Annotated in this window: 16 protein-coding genes and 1 rRNA gene; 12 read left to right on the top strand and 5 right to left on the bottom strand. The window is 71.9% G+C overall.

From position 1 onward, the window contains the following. Positions 1–3: 3 nt before the first annotated feature. The 6 genes from rrf to D0T12_RS33930 all read left to right on the top strand — a co-directional run bounded on the left by rrf (position 4) and on the right by D0T12_RS33930 (position 7,021). Positions 4–120, top strand: a 5S ribosomal RNA gene (gene rrf, locus D0T12_RS33955). A gap of 559 nt (positions 121–679) precedes the next feature. Continuing rightward, positions 680–1,981, top strand: a complete 1,302-nt coding sequence (gene murA / locus D0T12_RS33950) for a UDP-N-acetylglucosamine 1-carboxyvinyltransferase (RefSeq protein WP_117405085.1) — start codon at positions 680–682, stop codon at positions 1,979–1,981. Between the two features lie 69 nt (positions 1,982–2,050). Further along, positions 2,051–2,914 carry a hypothetical protein gene (locus D0T12_RS33945; protein ID WP_117405083.1) on the top strand — a complete coding sequence of 288 codons (864 nt, stop codon included), beginning with the start codon at positions 2,051–2,053 and terminating at the stop codon, positions 2,912–2,914. Positions 2,915–2,917: 3 nt separating this feature from the next. Further along, positions 2,918–3,655: a GntR family transcriptional regulator gene (locus D0T12_RS33940; protein ID WP_117405081.1), complete on the top strand. Its 738-nt coding sequence runs from the start codon at positions 2,918–2,920 to the stop codon at positions 3,653–3,655. A gap of 132 nt (positions 3,656–3,787) precedes the next feature. Continuing rightward, on the top strand, positions 3,788–5,386 hold the full coding sequence (locus D0T12_RS33935; protein WP_117405079.1) for an acyl--CoA ligase family protein: 1,599 nt from the start codon (positions 3,788–3,790) through the stop codon (positions 5,384–5,386). 69 nt (positions 5,387–5,455) lie between these two features. Next, on the top strand, positions 5,456–7,021 hold the full coding sequence (locus D0T12_RS33930) for an FAD-dependent monooxygenase (protein WP_117405077.1): 1,566 nt from the start codon (positions 5,456–5,458) through the stop codon (positions 7,019–7,021). 64 nt (positions 7,022–7,085) lie between these two features. Here D0T12_RS33930 and D0T12_RS33925 read toward each other — a convergent pair whose 3' ends face one another. Continuing rightward, the gene (locus D0T12_RS33925) at positions 7,086–7,493 is read right to left on the bottom strand and encodes a DUF2795 domain-containing protein (protein WP_117405075.1); all 408 of its coding nucleotides are present in this window, start codon (positions 7,491–7,493) and stop codon (positions 7,086–7,088) included. A 107-nt stretch (positions 7,494–7,600) separates the two neighbouring features. Beyond that, on the bottom strand, positions 7,601–8,989 hold the full coding sequence (locus D0T12_RS33920; RefSeq protein ID WP_233526460.1) for a cytochrome P450: 1,389 nt from the start codon (positions 8,987–8,989) through the stop codon (positions 7,601–7,603). A gap of 141 nt (positions 8,990–9,130) precedes the next feature. Here D0T12_RS33920 and D0T12_RS33915 point away from each other — a divergent pair, with 141 nt between their 5' ends. Then, positions 9,131–9,319: a DUF5302 domain-containing protein gene (locus D0T12_RS33915; protein WP_117405071.1), complete on the top strand. Its 189-nt coding sequence runs from the start codon at positions 9,131–9,133 to the stop codon at positions 9,317–9,319. A gap of 68 nt (positions 9,320–9,387) precedes the next feature. On the opposite strand, the gene D0T12_RS33910 is transcribed toward D0T12_RS33915, so the two are convergent. The 3 genes from D0T12_RS33910 to D0T12_RS33900 all read right to left on the bottom strand — a co-directional run bounded on the left by D0T12_RS33910 (position 9,388) and on the right by D0T12_RS33900 (position 12,657). Continuing rightward, positions 9,388–10,026: a pyridoxamine 5'-phosphate oxidase family protein gene (locus D0T12_RS33910; protein WP_117405069.1), complete on the bottom strand. Its 639-nt coding sequence runs from the start codon at positions 10,024–10,026 to the stop codon at positions 9,388–9,390. Positions 10,027–10,321: 295 nt separating this feature from the next. Next, a complete protein-coding gene (locus tag D0T12_RS33905; RefSeq protein ID WP_117405067.1) occupies positions 10,322–11,224 on the bottom strand; it encodes a hypothetical protein in 903 nt (300 codons plus the stop codon). Positions 11,225–11,307: 83 nt separating this feature from the next. Continuing rightward, positions 11,308–12,657 carry a M20/M25/M40 family metallo-hydrolase gene (locus D0T12_RS33900; protein WP_117405111.1) on the bottom strand — a complete coding sequence of 450 codons (1,350 nt, stop codon included), beginning with the start codon at positions 12,655–12,657 and terminating at the stop codon, positions 11,308–11,310. Positions 12,658–12,996: 339 nt separating this feature from the next. Here D0T12_RS33900 and D0T12_RS33895 point away from each other — a divergent pair, with 339 nt between their 5' ends. Genes D0T12_RS33895 through D0T12_RS33875 form a run of 5 tightly spaced genes read left to right on the top strand, consistent with a single transcriptional unit; the run spans position 12,997 to position 18,259 of the window. Further along, on the top strand, positions 12,997–14,466 hold the full coding sequence (locus tag D0T12_RS33895) for a peptide ABC transporter substrate-binding protein (RefSeq protein ID WP_158581728.1): 1,470 nt from the start codon (positions 12,997–12,999) through the stop codon (positions 14,464–14,466). A 6-nt stretch (positions 14,467–14,472) separates the two neighbouring features. Further along, a complete protein-coding gene (locus D0T12_RS33890; RefSeq protein WP_117405063.1) occupies positions 14,473–15,399 on the top strand; it encodes an ABC transporter permease in 927 nt (308 codons plus the stop codon). Continuing rightward, complete coding sequence (locus D0T12_RS33885; protein WP_117405061.1) at positions 15,399–16,250, top strand: ABC transporter permease; 852 nt, start codon at positions 15,399–15,401, stop codon at positions 16,248–16,250. Before D0T12_RS33890 ends, D0T12_RS33885 begins: the two co-directional genes overlap by 1 nt. 4 nt (positions 16,251–16,254) lie before the next feature. Beyond that, a complete protein-coding gene (locus D0T12_RS36890) occupies positions 16,255–17,283 on the top strand; it encodes an ABC transporter ATP-binding protein (protein ID WP_117405059.1) in 1,029 nt (342 codons plus the stop codon). After that, positions 17,267–18,259, top strand: a complete 993-nt coding sequence (locus D0T12_RS33875; RefSeq protein ID WP_233526459.1) for an ABC transporter ATP-binding protein — start codon at positions 17,267–17,269, stop codon at positions 18,257–18,259. The genes D0T12_RS36890 and D0T12_RS33875 overlap by 17 nt, the downstream gene beginning before the upstream one ends. The last annotated feature ends 4 nt before the right edge of the window (positions 18,260–18,263 follow it).

Raw genomic sequence — 18,263 nt, 5'->3', positions numbered from 1 at the left:
GCGTTCGGTGGTTTTGGCGAAGGGGAAACACCCGGTCCCATTCCGAACCCGGAAGTTAAGCTCTTCAGCGCCGATGGTACTGCATGGGAGACTGTGTGGGAGAGTAGGACACCGCCGGACATTTCTTGGGGGAGGCCCCGCCGTTTATCGGCGGGGCCTTTCTCATTTCCGTGGGGCGGCATTGTTGCTCAGAAGTCGCCCGCAGGGTCAGGTGCCGCATCGTTTCTCGCGATGGTGGGTATCGGTTCGATGTGCGTGAGCAGCAGCGCACCCGAGGCGCCTGCGGTCTCGGATCGGGCGTCGATAGGCCCGTCGCGTGCCGCGCTCCAGGTCTTGATGGGGCTCGTCGTGCTGTTGGTGAATCATTCTGGGCCCCTTCGAACTGCGTGATCGCCGTCAGGCAGGGGGCGCAACGCTTGTGCAACGGGGGATGAGGCAGGATTGGTCTGTTCGACGATGGTCGAACCCATGGTCGCGCCGGTGCCAACCCACACATCTGCACCGGCGCGACCGCGGAGCGGCCAGTACGCGCACTAAGCGGAGCATTGCATTCATGCCGCTACCGACGAGCATCAATGTCTGGGAGCCGCAACGGCTCTTGCGCGGGCGGGCCTGGGGACGGCACCGCTGCGGCCGTCGGGAGCGGGTCCAGGTCGTGCGGAGGGCTTAGGCTGCTCGGGTGGTTGAGAAGTTGTGGCGGATCGAACCGTCGGGGCCGTTGCGCGGGGACGTCACCGTGCGCGGTGCGAAGAACGCGGTCAGCAAGCACATGGTCGCGGCGATGCTGGGGGACGGGCCGAGCACCATCGGCAACGCGCCGGACGTCGGCGAGGTCGGGATCACGGCGGGCATGCTTGAGCATGTCGGGATGGCGGTGGAGCGATCCGGCGGTGAGGTCACGGTCGCACCGGGGCCGGTGACGGATCCGAGCGTCGGCAAGGCGTTCACCGGGCTGAACCGCATTCCCATTCTGATGCTGGGGCCGCTGCTGCACCGGGCCGGAGAGGCCTTCGTGCCGCTGGTCGGCGGTGACCCGATCGGCAGGCGGCCGGTCGACTTCCATGTGGAGGCGCTGAAGGCGTTCGGGGCCGAGGTGACGCACGCGGCGGACGGCATCCACGCTCGCGCGTCCAAACTCGTGGGGACGCGCATCGACCTGCCGTATCCGAGTGTCGGTGCCACGGAGACGGTGTTGTTGGCGGCGGTGCGAGCCGTCGGGAAGACCGTGATCCGGAACGCCGCCACCGAGCCGGAGATCATCGAGCTGGCGCTGTTCCTGCAGCGGATGGGGGCGCGGATCTCGTTCGCGCCCGACCGGCGGATCGTGGTCGAGGGCGTCGAGCGGCTGAGCGGCGCGCAGACACGGCTCGGCGGTGACCGGATCGAGGCGTTCTCGTATCTGGTGGCGGGGCTCGTCACCGGGGGAGAGGTCCGGGTCCATGGGTGCCCGCAGGATCGGCTCGTCACGGCGATCACGACGCTGACCGGGATGGGCGCCCGGTTCGAGATCACCGACGAGTGGATCATGGCGTCGGCGCCGGACGGGTTGACGCCCGCGGCGGTGCAGACCGACACGCACCCGGGGTTCGCGACGGACTGGCAGACGCCGCTGATGGTGCTGTTCACCCAGGCGGACGGGATGTCGGTGCTGCACGAGACCGTGTACGAGAACCGGCTCGCGTACGTCCCGGCGTTGCAGAGCATGGGCGCGGAGATCGAGGTCTACGACACGTGCCTGGGCGGCCCCGCCTGCCGCTACCACGACACGGCCGCGCTGCATTCGGCGGTCGTGCGGGGAGTGAGCAAGCTCCGCGGCGGGGACGTGACGATGCCCGACATCCGCGCCGGGTTCTCCGCGGTGCTGGCCGCCGCGGTGGCGGAGGGGCCGTCCACGTTGCGGGGCGTCCACCACATCGAGCGCGGCTACCACCGGCCGGTGGAGCAGTTCCAGGCCCTGGGCCTCTCCTTGCGGGCGGGCTAGACGAGCGTTTCACCCGGTGATGGCCGAAAGTTGCAAGACGGTACGGGTGCGGCGCGTCACGCTGGAGTCATGGATCTGAACAAGGCGTCCGACTTCATGGCCACGCACGCGCGCACGCTCGACCGTCGCCGGTTCGAGTCGCTGACGGGCGGCGGCGACCGTGAGGCGTTGTTGGCCGCCGTGAACGCCTACCGGAATCCCGACGGCGGCTATGGTCACGGCCTCGAACCCGATCTGCGGTCACGGACGAGCCAGCCGGGTGCGGCGCTGCACGCGTTCGAGGTCTTCGCCGAGCTGGCCCCGGTCGCGGTTCCGGAGGCGGTCGCGCTCTGCGACTGGCTGGAGTCGGTGACGCTGCCGGACGGCGGCCTGCCGTTCGCGCTGCCCATCCCCGATCCGGCCGGGTGCGCGCCGTTCTGGACGGGCGCCGATCCCCAGGCGTCGTCGTTGCAGATCACGGCGGTCGTCGCGGCCACGGCGCAGCGTGTCGCCGGTCACGACGAGGGGGTCGCCGCGCATCCGTGGCTCCGCCGCGCCACCCGATTCTGCCTCGAAACCGTCCGGACGAGCGGTGACCTCCACGCCCTGGAACTCGCGTTCACGCTGTGGCTGGCCGACGCCGTCCACGACACCGAGATCATCGAGCTGCTCGGCGGGCGTATCCCCAAGGACGGGCTCGTGCACGTCCAGGGCGGCCTGCCGGACGAGATGATGCGGCCGCTGGACTTCGCGCCCCACCCCGACGGTCCTGCGAGGGCGCTGTTCGCCCCGGACCTCGTGGAGGCCGAGCTGCGCCGACTGGACGACCAGCAGCAGGACGACGGCGGGTGGCGCGTCGACTTCGCCTCTTACTCACCCGCCGCGGAAATGGAGTGGCGCGGCTACACGACCGTGCGGGCCGTCTCGATCCTCACCGGGATCGGATATTCATGAAGGGTGATCGATCCCTCCTCCCCCCTACCGAAGTACCTTCAACTCCGAGCCCTCCTGCTCGACATGATCGAGCAGCGGCGGCTGCCGGTGGACGCGCCCGTCCCGTCCGAACGTGAGATGTGCCTGCGGTTCGGGGTGTCGCGGATGACCGTCCGGAAGGCCGTCGACCAGCTCGTCGCCGAGGACCGCGTCCGCCGCATCCCCGGCAAGGGCATGTTCGTGTCCCGTCCGAAGGTGCAGATGCCGAAGGAGCTCGTGTCCTTCACCGAGGACATGCTCGCCCGGGGGATGCGCCCCGCGTGCGTCGACCTCGACTCCCGAACGGTCACGGCCGATGTTCGCCTGGCCGGTCATCTCGGTGTCGTCCCGGGCACCGCCGTGCACGTCCTGGAGCGGCTGCGGCTGGCCGACGGGGAGCCGATGGCGGTGGAGCGCTCGCACATCCCGGCGACGCTCGCGCCGGACCTGTTCGAGCGCCGCGCGCCGGAGTCGTCGCTGTTCGCCGCGCTGGAACGCGAGTACGGCATCGTCATGGACGCCGGCGAACAGACGATCGAGGCGGGGCCGGCGGACGCCGAGCGGGCCGAGCTGTTGGGCATCGAACCGGGCGGCACCGTGTTCTTCCTGCGGCAGCGGACGTTCAGCCGCGGGATCTGCGCGGAGGTCGCGTTCGCCACCTACCGGGCCGACCGGTACCGCATCCACCTCGGTCTGGAGACCCAGCGGCACACCGAACAGTGACCGACGCGCCGTGACGAGTCCGCCGCGGCGCCGTCGCCCGCGTGCGATGCTTGAGACGCAGGTCACATCATCGCCGGGGGTGCGGTGCTCGGGCGAGCGGCGGGCCCCGGCCGACGGCACCGGAGGCTCCCGATGGACAACGGCCCGGGTTACACGGCGCTCACGCCGCTGGCGTTCCTCGACCGGTCGGCGGAGGTGTTCCCCGGCGGGACGGCGTACGCCTACGGGGACCGCCGCGTCACCTACGCCGGGTTCGCCGCCGAGGCGACCCGGCTGGCGCACGCGCTGCGGGCCTCGGGGATCGGGCCGGGCGACCGGGTCGCCTACCTCGCGCCGAACGTCCCCGAGTTGCTGGTGGCGCACTTCGGCGTCCCGCTCGCCGGGGCGGTCCTCGTCGCGATCAACACGCGGCTCGCGGCCGAGGAGATCCGCTACATCCTCGGCCATTCCGGGGCGAAGGCCCTGGTCGTCGACGCGGGCCTGCACGGGTCGGTGTCGCCGCTCGCGGGCTCGTTGCCGCAGGTCGTGACCGTTCCCGCGGTCGGCGCGGAACCTGACCCCGAGGTGGGCGGCGTGACCTACGCGGAGCTGCTGGCGCGCGGGTCGGACGACCCGCTGCCCTGGGGCGTGGACGACGAGAACGCCGCCATCTCGATCAACTACACGTCCGGGACGACGGGACGGCCGAAGGGCGTCGTGTACACGCACCGGGGGGCGTATCTGAACGCGCTCGGCGGGGTCGTCCACTCGCGGCACTCCTCCGCCAGCGTGTACCTGTGGACGCTGCCGATGTTCCACTGCAACGGCTGGTGCACGCCGTGGGCGCTCGCCGCGGTCGGCGGGACGCAGGTGTGCCTGCGCGCCGTCGTCGCCGGTGAAGTGTGGCGGCTCATCGACGCCGAGGGCGTCACGCATCTCAACGGCGCCCCGACGGTCCTGGTGACGATCGCGAACGCGGCGCAGGCGCGTCCGCTGGAGCGGCCGCTGACCGTGACGACGGCGGGCGCGCCGCCCAGCCCGACGATCATCGCGCAGATGGAGGGGCTCGGCGCGGACATCGTGCACGTGTACGGGCTGACCGAGACCTACGGACCGTACTCGGTGTGCGAGCCGCAGCCCGGCTGGCCCGAGCTGCCGACGTCCGACCGGGCCCGGCTGCTGGCCCGGCAGGGCGTCGGCATGATCCAGACGGACGGTCTGCGCGTCGTCGACGACGACATGAACGACGTTCCCCCGGACGGTGAGACGCTCGGCGAGATCGTCATGCGGGGCAACAACGTGATGAAGGGCTACCACCGGGACGAGGAGGCGACCGCGCACGCGTTCCGGGGCGGCTGGTTCCACTCCGGCGACCTCGGCGTCCGTCACCCCGACGGCTACGTCGAGCTGCGCGACCGGTCCAAGGACATCATCATCTCCGGCGGCGAGAACATCTCCACGGTGGAGGTGGAACGCGCGATCGACTCGCATCCGGCGGTGCTGGAGGTCGCCGTCGTCGCGATACCGGACGACACGTGGGGTGAACGTCCCAAGGCGTTCGTGGTGCTCCGCGACGGGCACGCCGTCACCGAGGCCGACCTGGTCGAGCACGTCCGCGGGAGCCTCGCCCGCTTCAAGGCTCCCGACGCGGTGGAGTTCGTGGCGGCGCTGCCGAAGACGTCCACCGGGAAGGTTCAGAAGTTCCAGCTGCGCGAAAAGGAATGGGCGGGACGCGATCGCCGGATCCTGTGAAGTCCGGTGGTTACGGGGAACTGTTCCGAGAACGGGGCCGTGCCGCTGTAGAGCCGAAAGGGGAGCGGGATGTCGCCCACCGGTGAACCGACCGGGAACGTACTGATCGTAGGAGCGGGTCCCACCGGGCTCCTGCTGGCAGGTGATCTGGCCGCGGCCGGGATCGGTTGTACCGTGCTGGAACGCCGCGAACAGGAGACGAGCAACCTGACGCGGGCGTTCGCCGTCCACGCGCGCACACTGGAGCTGCTCGACGCGCGGGGCCTCGCGGACGACCTCACCGCGGCGGGCGAGCCCGTCAGCGAGCTGAGGCTCCTCGGGCGGAACACCCTCGACCTGTCCAGACTGCCGAGCCGGTTCCCGTACCTGCTGGTCGTGCCGCAGTACGAGACGGAACGCGTCCTCAGGCGGCGGGCCCTGGACGCGGGCGCGGAGATCGTTCACGGGGCGGAGGTCGTCGGGCTCCGCCAGGACGCGGCGGGCGTCGACGTCGACGTGCGCGACCCGGGCGGCGGGACCCGCACCCGCCGCGCCTCCTACGTCGTCGGGACCGACGGGGTTCGCAGCACCGTCCGGCGCCTGCTCGGGGTGCCGTTCCCCGGCCAGGCGGCGGTGCGGTCGATGATGCTCGCCGACGTCCGGCTCCGGGACGCGCCCGACGACGTCCTCACCGTCGACTCGTCCGGCGACGCGTTCGCGTTCCTGGCGCCGTTCGGGGACGGCTGGTACCGGGTGATCGCGTGGAACCGCCGTCACCAGGCGCCCGACTCCGAGCCCGTCGACATGGACGAGTTGCGGGAGGTGACGCGCCGCGCCCTCGGCACCGACCACGGCATGCGCGAACCGCGCTGGACGTCCCGGTTCCACAGCGACGAACGGCAGGTGCCGAAGTACCGGGTGGGCCGGGTGTTCCTCGCGGGCGACGCCGCGCACGTCCACTCCCCGGCGGGCGGGCAGGGCATGAACACCGGGATGCAGGACGCCGCGAACCTCGGCTGGAAGCTGGCCGCGGAACTGTGGGGGTGGGCGCCGTCCTGGCTGCTCGACAGTTACCACGAGGAACGGCACCCGGTCGGGCGGCTCGTCGTGCGCGGCAGCGGCGCGCTGCTGCGGTTCGCGCTTCTGGAGCAGCCGTGGCTGCGCAGGGCGCGCACCGTGGGCCTGTGGACGGCGACGCACGCCCGGCCGGTGGCGCGCCGGCTCGCGGGCACCGTCTCCGGCGTCGACATCGCCTACCCGGCGCCGCGCGGCGCGCACCGTCTCACCGGGCGGCGCGCCCCGGACGTCCCGCTCGGCGGTAGCCCGGGACGGCTGTACGCGCTGCTCCGCGACGGGCTGTTCGTGCTGGTCGTCGGAGCGAACGATCCGGCGGTGACCTACCTGGCGACGAAACTGTGGGCCGGACGCGTGCACTGCGCCCTCGCGGGCGGCGCGACCCGCACGACGGCACTGGTCCGTCCTGACGGCTACATCGCGTGGGCGACGGACGAGACCGCGCCCGACCGCCGGGCTGCGGCGATCCGCGAGGCCCTCGGCCGGTGGTGCGGGCCGCCCGCCGACCGCGCCGTCCACGAGCCGCAGCACGTCGAGAACGTGACCGGCGACGACCGCCCCTGGAAGGAGCGAAGGTCCTGACCACGACGACGGGGCCCGGCCGCCGCCGCGGCCGGGCCCCGTCGTCGTGCGGACGCTCTGCCGGTCAGTAGCGGCGTTCCTCGCGGCCGTAGCCGAGTTCCTCGGCCACGTCGGCGACGTTCTCGTACTCGCGTTTCGGCAGCGTCCGCAACCGCTCGACGGCCTCGTCGGGCGCGCCGCCCTCGGCGGCGTGCCTGACCAGCTCGTTCGGCCGCGCCGGATACCGGACGCCGGCCAGCATCCGGGCCAGGGCGCTGCGGCCCTCGACGTCCCGCGCGCTCATCCCGGGCGGTGAACCCTCGCGGTTCCCCGCGGACGCCGCGGTCGGGTCCGCGGGATAGTCGTCGGAGAACGGCTCGGTCTCCTTGAACTCCTCGGCGTGCGTGGGATGGCCGCCACTGACCATGCCGTGCGTCTCGCGGCTGAGCTCCTCGTCCAACTTGGCGCCGTGCTTGTCGCTCTTGTCTGGCATCGTTTTCGTCCTCCCCGCGCGTCTTCCGTGCCGGTGAGCGAAACGTTCCCGGGCGGGTGTGCCCAAACATCACGGCCGCCCGGTGGCCCGTTCCGGGGCGCGTCCGCTCAGGACTGCGACAGGCGCATCATCCGTAGGACGCGGCGTACCAACGAGGTCGACTCGTCCCCGGCGGAACCGTTCCGCTCCGGCTCCTCCTCCGCGGCGGTGGCCGGGACGGGAGCCGGGTCGTTCGCCAGCTCGTAGGTGACCGGCAGGGACCGCAGCCCCCGCATGAGGGGGGACGAGCGCCACGGAAGCTGGTCGGCGGGCAGCGCGAGCCGCAGCCCGGAGAACCGGTCGAACAGCCGCTCCACCGCGATCGTCGTGATCGTGGTGGCGAGTTCGCGGCCGAGGCAGGCGTGCGGGCCCGCGCCCCACGCCAGGTGCGCGCGGGAGCTGTAGATCGAGTCGGGCGCGGAGGTCCGGGTGAACGCCGGATCCAGGTGCGCGGCGGCGGGCGACACCAGGACCGGGTCGCCGGCCGCGATCTCGAACCGGCCGAGGCGCACGTCCGACCTCGCCCACCGGAACGCCAGATTCGCCATCGGCGGGTTCGCGGCCGCCGCCCGGTTGATCGCCTCCTGGATCATTCCCGCCGACATGCTGTCGCGGGCGCCGGTCTCGCCGATCAGGATCTCGGTGATGGTGTTGCAGATCAGCGTTCCGGTCACATCGCCGACCAGGCCCGTCATCATCGCCATCTCGCGGGTCAGCTCGGCGGCGGTCAGGTCGGGCACGGCGGCCAGCATGAACGACGGCAGGTCCTCTCCCGGGACGGCCGTCCGGTCCGCGCACACCCCCGCGACCCGGGCGACGAGGCGTTCCGACGCCTCGTGCGCCTCGGGCCCGGCGTCCAGGATCCGCCACAGGTCGATGATCAGCTCGTCGTCGCCGTCCGCGCCCTCGCCGAGCAGCCGCCCGATGACCATCAGCGGGAGCGGACGCGCGTACTGCGCCGACAGGTCGGCCCCACCGGTGCGTCCCCCCTCCGCGATGACCGTGATCAGCTCGTCGGCGTACCGGCGGACGGCCCGCTCCAGCTCCTTGGCCTCGTCGCGGGTACGGTTCTGGAACGGGCGCAGGGCCGCGCTCCAGGCGCCGCGCAGCCGGGTGGAGTCGGCGCCGTCGCGGAACGCCGAGCTGTCGGACTCGACGACCGGCAGCATCGGCCAGTCCGCGGGGACGGCGCCCTCCCGGTACGCGCGCCAGGTGTCGACCCTCCTGCTCCAGATCCCCCGGGTGTCGCGCAGCACGTCGAGGGTCTGCGAGTAGCCGATGACGAGCCACGACGGCACCCCGAGCACGTCCACCGGCGCCACCGGCCCGTACTCCTCGCGGAGCCGGGCGAAGAAGACGGCGGGACGGGACTCGTAGTCGCGGTTCAGCAGCGGCTGGACGGCGAGCGCCTCCAGCGGCGGATGACCGGGCTCTGCCTGCGGTTTCTGCGGATCCACGGGCACAAACCCTAGGAGAGATCGACCATTGTTGGCCGGTTTATACGGAATCTCCCGTGATGATCTTCACTGCGTGTGCGGATGGCCACGTTCCGCGGGGTATGTGAGGCTAGGGGTGCCCTACAAGAGCTGGAGGTCCGCATGACCGACTCGTCCGGAGAACCCGAACACGGCGAGGACGACGTGAAGCGCAAGTTCCGGGAGGCCCTGGAACGCAAGCGCGAAGAGGCGGGCAAGAACGACGGCAAGTCCGGCAAGGGCGGCTCCAAGGTGCGCGGCACGCACGGTCGTGCCGACCACCAGCGGCAGTTTCGCCGGAAGAGCGGCTGACCCGGACACGGTCCGCCGCGACGACCCGCGACCCCCGCGCGACGGGCGCGGGGGTCGACACGTCCTGCTCAGGTGTTGTACAGCCCCTTCGCGTAGGTCGCCTCGGCGTAGTAACGCTCCAACTCCTCAAGGGTCTGCTCGGGCTGCTGGACGTCCTTGATGATGCGGGCGTGGGACGGCAGCGCGTCCGGCTCCCAGGTTTCCGGCTTCCATAGCTTCGAGCGCATCAGCGCCTTGGCGCAGTGGAAGAAGATCTGCTCGATCTCGACGATCAGGGCGAGCGCCGGGCGATGCCCCTGGACGATCATCTCGTCGAAGAACGGCGCGTCCCGGACGAGGGTGGCCCGGCCGTTGATCCGCAGGGTCTCGCCGCGCCCCGGGATCAGGAACAGCAGCCCGACGTGCGGGTTGCTCAGGATGTTCAGGAACCCGTCGGCGCGGCGGTTGCCGGGCCGGTCGGGGATCGCGATCGTCGTGTCGTCGATGACGTGGACGAACCCGGGCGGGTCGCCCTTCGGTGAGACGTCGCAGTTGCCCTCGGCGTCGCTCGTGGCGATGAGGCAGAACGGCGCGCTGGCGAGCCAGTCCAGATCGCGGGCGTGCAGCCTGAGGCGCTCCTTCTTGACGGCCCGTGGCATCGGCGCGCCGAGGATCTCGCGCAGCTCTTCCGCGGAGGCGATCGCGGTGACGTCGGGGGCGACCGTCATCGCCACTCCTTTCGCCGGAGATGGGAAGCTCAGCGTAACTCGGCGATCTTCGGCGGCCCGGTGCCGGGACGCGCCGGCGACCGTGTCGTGGTCTTCCGCGACGACCACGACACGGCCGCCGGACCGCCGCGCCGGGGCCGCCCGACGCGCTTCGGGCGCCCGGAGGAAGAGCGCGGCGGCATCCCCGCCGGGGTCGTCCGTCCGGACGGCCCCGCCCCCGTCACCCGATACAGACCCGCGACCCGAAGAAAACTCATCGCTCCGGGGCGGCCGTTCCCGACCGGCGTCCGGCGGTTCAGCCGTGGCGCGCGTCGCGGTCGGCGGCCCGGCGCGCCTCCCGGGCGGCCTCCCGTGCCTCCCGGGCGGCCACCTCGGCGCGGGCCCGGTTCTCCTCGGCGCGCTCCGCCCGGCGGTCCGCCGCGTCCCGTTCGGCGACGGCCTGCTCCAGTTCGTGGCGGAGGCGACCCACCCTGGCGGACGCATCCGCGGCCTCCCGTTTCGCCGCGTCCGCGCGCTCCTCGCGCTCGGTGAGCTTCCGGTCGGCCTCGTCCGCCCGCCTCCGCAGGGTCTCGGCCCGCCGTGCCCGCGCCGCGCTCGTCCGGGTGACGTTCGACCTGGCCCGCTCGGGCGCCGCCTTCTTCTTCGGCTTCGCGTCCGGCGGTGGCTTCTCTTCGGACGCGGGTTCGGGTTCTGCCGGTGGCTTCCCTTCACGCGGTGCCAGGGGGAAACCGGCCGGGACGAAGCCGGTGTGGCTGCGCGGCTGCGCCAACCGTCCCGCGCGCACCTCGTCGGCGATCCCGGCGTCCACGGTGGCGGCCTGGAGGGTGTCCTCCACCTCCCGGACGGCCTGCTCGCGCAGCGGGTTGCCCGCGTCCGCCGCGAGGTCGCCCGCCGTCCGCACCAGCGACCCGACGAGCCGGGCCCGGCGCTGTTCCAGGTCGCCGAGCCCGCCGCCCGACCCCCACGCCGCGCGGATCTCGTCGCCGACGTCCAGCAGCCGCCCCAGCTCGTCCGCGGCGGAGCGGGCGAGCAGGTTCACCGCCCACGCCGACAGCGTCGGGCGCCGCAGCGCGCCGACGCGCTTGGCGAGCGGCGCGTCGCCCGCCGCCTTCGCGTCCTCGACCAGCCGCTTGCGCGTCGCCACGAACTCGGCGGGCCGGACGCCGTAGAGCTCGTCGGCCGCGCTGGAGAAGTCCACGACCGGATCCCTACCCCGACCGGGCGCGAAACCAGCAGGTCGGGGCCGGTCTCGACGGAACGCGCCCGGTCCCGTCGTCCGTGTCAGCGGGTGTCGAGGAAACGGTCCAGTACTCGGGTGCCGAAGGCGAGGGCGTCCAGGGGGACGCGCTCGTCCACACCGTGGAACATCCCGAGGTAGTCGAGTTCCGGGCCGAGCAGCAGCGGCGCGAAGCCGAAGCTCGTGATCCCGATGTCATGGAACGCCTTGGCGTCGGTGCCGCCCGCCATCACGTAGGGGACGGGACGGGCGAGCGGGTCCTCGGCGCGCAGGGAGTCGGCGAGCGCGGCGAACGTGGGGCCCGCCGGGTCCGCGACCGGGGCCTCCTCGTAGTTGATGAACTCGCGGGTCACCTTGGGGCCGAGGAGCCGGTCCACCGTGGCGAGGAACTCCGCGCCGGTGCCGGGCAGGTACCGGCCGTCGACCTCGGCGGTCGCCATGCCCGGCACGACGTTGACCTTGTACCCGGCGTCGAGCCGCGTCGGGTTCGCCGAGTTGCGGATCGTGCCGGTGAACAGGCGGCCGACGCCGCCGAGCCGCGCGGCCTCCGCGTCCAGCCGGTCATGGTCGATGGTGGTGCCGAGCGCGTCCGCAAGGCCGTCGAGCAGGGCCCGGACGCCCGAGGTCAGCCGGACCGGCCACGTGTGGGCGGCGATGCGCGACACCGCGTGCGCCAGTTCCGCGACGGCGTTGTCGGGCGCCGGCTTGGACCCGTGCCCGGCGGTGCCGCGTGCCGTCAGCCTCATCCACATGGTGCCGCGCTCACCCGTCGCGATCGGGTAGATCCGCGTCCCGCCCGCGTCCACGCTGAACCCGCCCGACTCGCTGATCGCCTCCGTGCAGCCCTCGAAGAACGCGCGGTGCTCGCGGGCGACGTAACGGGAGCCGTAGTCGCCGGTGCACTCCTCGTCGGCCAGAAACGCCAGCACCAGGTCCCCCCGGGTGCGCCGTCCCTCCCGCAGCCGCCGCCGGACGGTCGCCAGGGTCATCGCGAGGCTGCCTTTCATGTCGACCGCGCCGCGTCCCCACACGCACCCGTCGCGCACCTCGCCGGAGAACGGTGGGACGGTCCACTCCGCCGGATCGGCGGGCACCACGTCGAGATGCCCGTGGATCAGGAACGCCGGGGCGGACGGATCGGTCCCCGGGACACGGGCCAGCACGCTCGCCCGGCCCGGCGCCGATTCCACGATCATCGGCCGCACGCCCGTCTCGTCCAGCAGCCCCGCGACGTACTCGGCGGCGGGCCGCTCGGGGTGAGCCACCCCCTCACCACGATTCGTGGTGTCGAACCGGATGAGCTCGGCGCAGATCCGTGCCACCTCGTCCGCGGGGGTGGGCGTCGTCGCCGTGAGCCGGGTGGACGCCGTGGTCTTGAGCGGGTCGTCGTGCATCTTCACCCCGTCGGTTCCCCTTCGTGTCGAAGGTCTTATCTTCTTTCGCCGCTGGACGCTGTCAAGACGAGGGCGAACGTCTCGATCTGGTTTCGACTCCGTCAGTACCGTAGCCGTACAGTCACTCTGAGTATCGCGTTGGCGGCAGTCTAGGGAGGCAGGCGGTCGACGGTGAGTGTGGCGGGGAGGGGCAGTGTGGCGGGGAGGGGCATGGCCGGTCAGAAGGGGGCTGGGCGGGGACTTCGCGTCGGGGGCGGGGCTCTTGCACTGGTGGTGGCGTTTCTCGGGTCGTCGGGGTGTGGTGGGAACGAGGCCGGGGCGAGTGCGGGCACGTTCACGGTGGGGCATCCCGAGCCCGACCACCTCGTGCCCGCCGACACCACGAGCAGCTACTCCTTCGACGTCATCAGTGAGCTGTTCGACAACCTGATGACGCTGGACGCGGGCGGGAAGGCCGTTCCGCTGGCCGCCGAGTCCGTCACCTCCGACGACCAGAGGGTCTGGACGATCAAGGTGAGGTCGGGGCGGCGGTTCCACAACGGGGAGGCGGTGACCGCGCGGAGCTTCGCCGACGCGTGGAACAACGCGGCGTACGGGCCCGGGGGCATGGCCGCCAACGCGTACTTCTCGTACATCGAGGGCCACGAGGAGATGAATCGCGGGAACGCCGCCAAGACGCTTTCCGGGGTGGAGGTCGCCGGTCCGTACCTGTTGAGGGTGACGTTGGACGAGCCGTTCGGCCAGTTCCCGCTACTGCTCACGTATCCGGCGTACGCGCCGATGCCGAAGGCCGGGTTGAAGGACCTGAAGGCGTTCGACGAGCATCCGATCGGCAACGGCCCGTACATGATGGACGGTGACTGGAAGCGCAACAGGGAGATCGAGCTCGTCCCGTTTCCCGGGTACGCAGGGCCGCGCAAGCCCCGGAACAAGGGGGTGACGTGGAAGAGCTACTCCAGCGCCGACACCGCCTACACCGATCTGCGGGCCGGGCGGATCGACGTGCTCCAGACGATCCCGTCCGCCAAGGTCCCCGAGGCGAAGCGGCTCCTCGGCGACCGGTTCCTGGCCCGCAGGACCGGCACCGTCGACTACCTCGGCTTCCCGTTGTGGGACAGGCGGTTCGCCGACGCGGACCTGCGCAAGGCCATCTCGATGGCCATCGACAGGGAGGGCATCGACAAGGCCGTCTACAACGGCGACTTCTTCCCCGCCGATTCGCTGCTTCCCGCCATCGTCGACGGGCACCGTCCGAATGCGTGCGGCGAACTGTGCACTTACAACCCGGGCAAGGCGAGGTCGTTGTTCGAGAAGGCGGGCGGGTTCAGGGGCACGCTGGAGTTGTACTTCTCCAACGCGCAGCCGACGTACGCCCAGTGGATGCGGATCGTCGCGAACTCCCTGCGCGACAACCTCGGGATCCGGGACATCCGGTTCCGGCAGGTGCCCGCGTCCGACTACTTCTCCATGCTGCGCCAGCGGAAGGAGAAAGGCCCGTACCGGCAGAACTGGGAGGCCGACTATCCGAGCCCGCAGAACTACCTGGAGAATATGCTGGGCTCCGACAACAACCGGATGGGCTGGACGAACAAGGAATTCGACGACCTCATCGCCAAGGCCAAACGGGCGGCCGACCAGCGGGAGGCCCTCGGGTTCTACAACCGCGCCGAGGACATCGCCATCCGCGAGATGCCGCTGATCCCGCTGTGGACGTGGGCGGGCCAGGCCGGCCGGTCGCGGAACGTCGACAACGTGACGATCACTCCGTACGCGACGGGTCTCATCGCCACCGAAGTGACGGTGAGATAGCCGACGATGTGGCGGTTCGTCCTTCGGCGGCTTCTTCAGGCGGTCCCGGTCTTCCTCGGCACGACGCTGCTGATCTACGCGCTGGTGTTCGCGTTGCCCGGGGACCCGATCCAGGCGCTCGCCGGAGACAAGCCCGTCCCCGAGAACGTCCTGCGGACACTGCGCGACAGGTACAACCTGAACGATCCGCTGCTGGTGCAGTACGCGAAGTACATGTGGGGTCTCGCGCAAGGTGACCTCGGGGAGAACTACACCGGCCAGAGCGTGGCGGAGATGCTCGGCGGACGTTGGGCGGTGACGGCGCGGCTCGCGCTCACCGCCTGGATCTTCGAACTCGTGATCGGGATCGCGCTCGGGGTGTGGGCGGGCCTGCGGCGCGGGAGGTTCGCCGACACCCTCGTCCTCGGCGGGACGACGCTGGTCATCGCGGTGCCGGTGTTCGTGCTCGGCTACACCGCGCAGCTCCTCCTCGGCGTGCGCTGGCACATCCTCCCGGCCGCCGGAACCGACGACGGGTGGCCGTTGAGCTACCTCCTCCCGGGCATCGTGCTGGGGTCGCTCGGCCTGTCGTACGTGGCGCGCCTGACCCGGACGAGCCTGGCGGAGAACCTGCGGGCCGACTACGTCCGCACGGCCACGGCCAAGGGCCTGTCGCGGGCGCGGGTCGTCGGACGGCACGCGCTGCGCAACTCGCTGATCCCCGTGGTCACCTACCTCGGCGTCGACTTCGGCAACCTCATGGGCGGCGCGATCGTCACCGAGGGGATCTTCAATCTGCCCGGCGTCGGGCAGCAGGTGTTCCAGTCGATCCAGCTCAAGGAGGGGCCCGTGGTGGTCGGCGCCGTCACCGTGCTCGTACTGATCTTCCTGCTGGTGAACCTGGTCGTGGACGTGCTCTACGGGGTCCTCGACCCGCGGATCGGATACGACTGATGGGGAGGGCCTCGTTGTGGGACGACGCGTGGCACGACCTGCGGCGCCGCTGGGTCTTCTGGGGTTCTGTGGCGGTCCTGGCCGTGGTGGCGGCGATGGCGGCGGCACCGGCACTGTTCACCGACGGGGCCGCCAACGCGGGCTGTGACCCGAACGACTCCGGGCTCGGCCCGTCCGGCCGCCACTGGTTCGGCACCGACCTCGCGGGCTGCGACTACTACGCGCACGTGGTGCACGGCGCCCGGCCGACGCTGCTGATCGGTGTCGCCGTCACCGCGTGCGCGCTCCTGATCGCGGTCGTGCTCGGGTCGCTGGCGGGCTACTACGGCGGTGTCGTGGACGCGCTGATCGCGCGGCTCACCGACGTGTTCTTCGGGCTGCCGTTCGTGCTCGGCGCCACGGTCGTCCTCGTCGCGTTCCCCGGGCACGGGATCGGGGCGATGACGCTCGTGCTGGTGCTGCTCGGCTGGACGACGATGGTCCGCGTCATGCGGGGGCAGGTCATCGCCGTCCGCGACGCGGGCTATGTCCGGGCGGCGCGGCTGCTCGGCGCGTCCGACGGCCGGATCATGACCCGGCACATCCTGCCGAACGCGATCGCCCCCGTGGTCGTCGTCGCCACCCTCAACGTCGGCAACGTGATCGTGGGGGAGGCGACGCTGGACTTCCTCGGCGTCGGCCTCCAGTACCCGGAGGTGTCGTGGGGGCTCCAGCTCGGCCAGGCCAAGGACTCCTTCCTCGACCACCCCCACCTGCTGGCCTTCCCGGCCGTGTTCCTGTCGGCGACGGTGCTGAGCTTCCTGATGCTCGGCGACGCCGTCCGCGACGCCCTCGACCCGAAGCTGCGGTGACGCCATGACGACGAACGCCCGGACGGTCCCCGCGCCGCGCCCGGACGCGCCGCTCCTCCAGGTGGACGACCTGCACGTCCGGTTCCGGGTCCGGGGCCGGGACGTCCGCGCGGTGAACGGCCTGTCCTACACCCTCGCGGCGGGGGAGACGGTCGCGATCCTCGGCGAGTCGGGGTCGGGCAAGAGCGTCGCCGCGCAGGCCGTGATGGGCCTTCTCGACTCCCCGCCCGCGCACGTCGACCGCGGGTCGGTGCGGCTGCGCGGCACGGAACTGCTCGGCCTGCCGGAGCGCCGCCGCCGCGCCTACCGCGGCGAACGCATCTCGATGATCTTCCAGGACGCGTCCACCGCGCTGAACCCGGTGTTCACCGTCGGCGACCAGCTCGCCGAGATGTACCGGGTGCACCGGGGCCTCGGCCGCCGGGCCGCGCGGGACAGGGCCGTCGAGCTGATGGAGCGGGTGCGGATCCCGTCCGCCGCGCGGCGGCTCGGCGACCATCCGCACCGGTTCTCCGGCGGCATGCGCCAACGCGTCATGATCGCGATGGCGCTGGCGCTGGAGCCGGACGTCCTGATCGCCGACGAGCCGACCACCGCGCTCGACGTGACCGTGCAGGCGCAGATCATGCGGCTGCTCGCCGCCCTTCAGGACGAGCTGGCCATGGGCCTGGTCCTCATCACCCATGACCTCGGCGTCGTCGCCGGGGTCGGGGACCGGATCGTCGTCATGTACGCGGGGTCGGTCGCCGAACGGTCGCCGGTCCGTGACCTGTACGCGCGGCCCGCCCACCCGTACACGCGGGGGCTGCTCGCGTCGGTGCCGCGCCTGGGTTCGCGCGGGATGCCGCTCGTTCCGATCGCGGGGACGCCGCCCGATCCGGCGGCGCCGCCGTCCGGCTGCCCGTTCCGGCCGCGCTGCCCCCGCGCCGAGGCGGTGTGCGCGGTCGAGGCGCCGCCGCTCGTCACCGTCGCGCCGGGGCACGACTCCGCCTGCCACTTCGCCGGGGAGGTGCACGGTGCCGGAACCGTGTGAGGAGCCGATCCTGCGGGTCGAGGGCCTCGTCAAGCACTATCCGGTGACGCGCGGGGTGCTGGTGAAACGCGCGGTCGGGCAGGTCAGGGCCGTGGACGGCGTCGACCTGGAGTTGCGTCGCGGCGAGACCCTCGGCGTCGTCGGCGAGTCGGGATGCGGGAAGTCGACGCTGGCGCGGCTGCTGCTCGCCGCCGAACGTCCCACGGCCGGGACGGTCCGCTTCGACGGCCGGGACATCTTCGCGATGCGCGGTCGCGAGCTTCGGGCCCTGCGCCGCCGCGTCCAGATCGTCCTCCAGGACCCGTACTCGTCCCTCAACCCGCGCATGACCGTCGGGGACATCGTCGCGGAGCCGTTCGCGGTCCATCCGGAGGTCGCGCCGAAGGGGGAGCGGCGCCGCCGCGTCCGGGAACTACTGGAGATCGTCGGTCTCAGCCCGGACGCCCTCGACCGGTACCCGCACCAGTTCTCCGGCGGTCAACGGCAGCGCGTCGGGATCGCCCGCGCCCTCGCGCTGCGTCCCGACGTCATCGTGTGCGACGAACCGGTGTCGGCGCTGGACGTGTCCGTCCAGGCGCAGGTGCTGAACCTGCTCGCCGACCTGCGACGGGAACTCGGGCTCGCGTACGTGTTCATCGCGCACGACCTGGCCGCCGTCCGGCACATCTCCGACCGCGTCGCCGTCATGTACCTCGGTAAGATCGTCGAGACCGGCGACGAGACCCGTGTCTACGAGCGTCCCACCCACCCGTACACGCGGGCGCTGCTGTCGGCCGTCCCGGTGCCCGACCCCGACGCGCCCGACTGGACGCGGCGGACCGTCCTGGACGGGGACCCGCCGTCGCCGCTGGACCCGCCGTCCGGGTGCCGGTTCCGGACCCGCTGCCCCCAGGTCCGGGACGTCTGCGCCGAACGGGAACCCGCGCTGGAGGAACGTCCCGGCACCGACCACCCGAGCGCCTGTCACTTTCCCTAGGGTG

It is taken from the genome of Actinomadura spongiicola, assembly GCF_003432485.1.
GTDB classification, from domain to species: domain Bacteria; phylum Actinomycetota; class Actinomycetes; order Streptosporangiales; family Streptosporangiaceae; genus Spirillospora; species Spirillospora spongiicola.
Note: the sequence above shows the minus strand (reverse complement) of the source record. Positions and strands in the feature narration are given on the sequence as shown.

Bases quoted from the DNA above. Each gene is read 5' to 3' on its own strand.
- D0T12_RS33945 (WP_117405083.1), top strand. From the start codon at position 2,051: ATGGATCTGAACAAGGCGTCCGACTTCATGGCCACGCACGCGCGCACG.
- D0T12_RS33935 (WP_117405079.1), top strand. From the start codon at position 3,788: ATGGACAACGGCCCGGGTTACACGGCGCTCACGCCGCTGGCGTTCCTC.
- D0T12_RS33930 (WP_117405077.1), top strand. From the start codon at position 5,456: ATGTCGCCCACCGGTGAACCGACCGGGAACGTACTGATCGTAGGAGCG.
- D0T12_RS33925 (WP_117405075.1), bottom strand. From the start codon at position 7,493: ATGCCAGACAAGAGCGACAAGCACGGCGCCAAGTTGGACGAGGAGCTC.
- D0T12_RS33915 (WP_117405071.1), top strand. From the start codon at position 9,131: ATGACCGACTCGTCCGGAGAACCCGAACACGGCGAGGACGACGTGAAG.
- D0T12_RS33910 (WP_117405069.1), bottom strand. From the start codon at position 10,026: ATGACGGTCGCCCCCGACGTCACCGCGATCGCCTCCGCGGAAGAGCTG.
- D0T12_RS33900 (WP_117405111.1), bottom strand. From the start codon at position 12,657: ATGCACGACGACCCGCTCAAGACCACGGCGTCCACCCGGCTCACGGCG.
- D0T12_RS33890 (WP_117405063.1), top strand. From the start codon at position 14,473: ATGTGGCGGTTCGTCCTTCGGCGGCTTCTTCAGGCGGTCCCGGTCTTC.
- D0T12_RS33885 (WP_117405061.1), top strand. From the start codon at position 15,399: ATGGGGAGGGCCTCGTTGTGGGACGACGCGTGGCACGACCTGCGGCGC.
- D0T12_RS36890 (WP_117405059.1), top strand. From the start codon at position 16,255: ATGACGACGAACGCCCGGACGGTCCCCGCGCCGCGCCCGGACGCGCCG.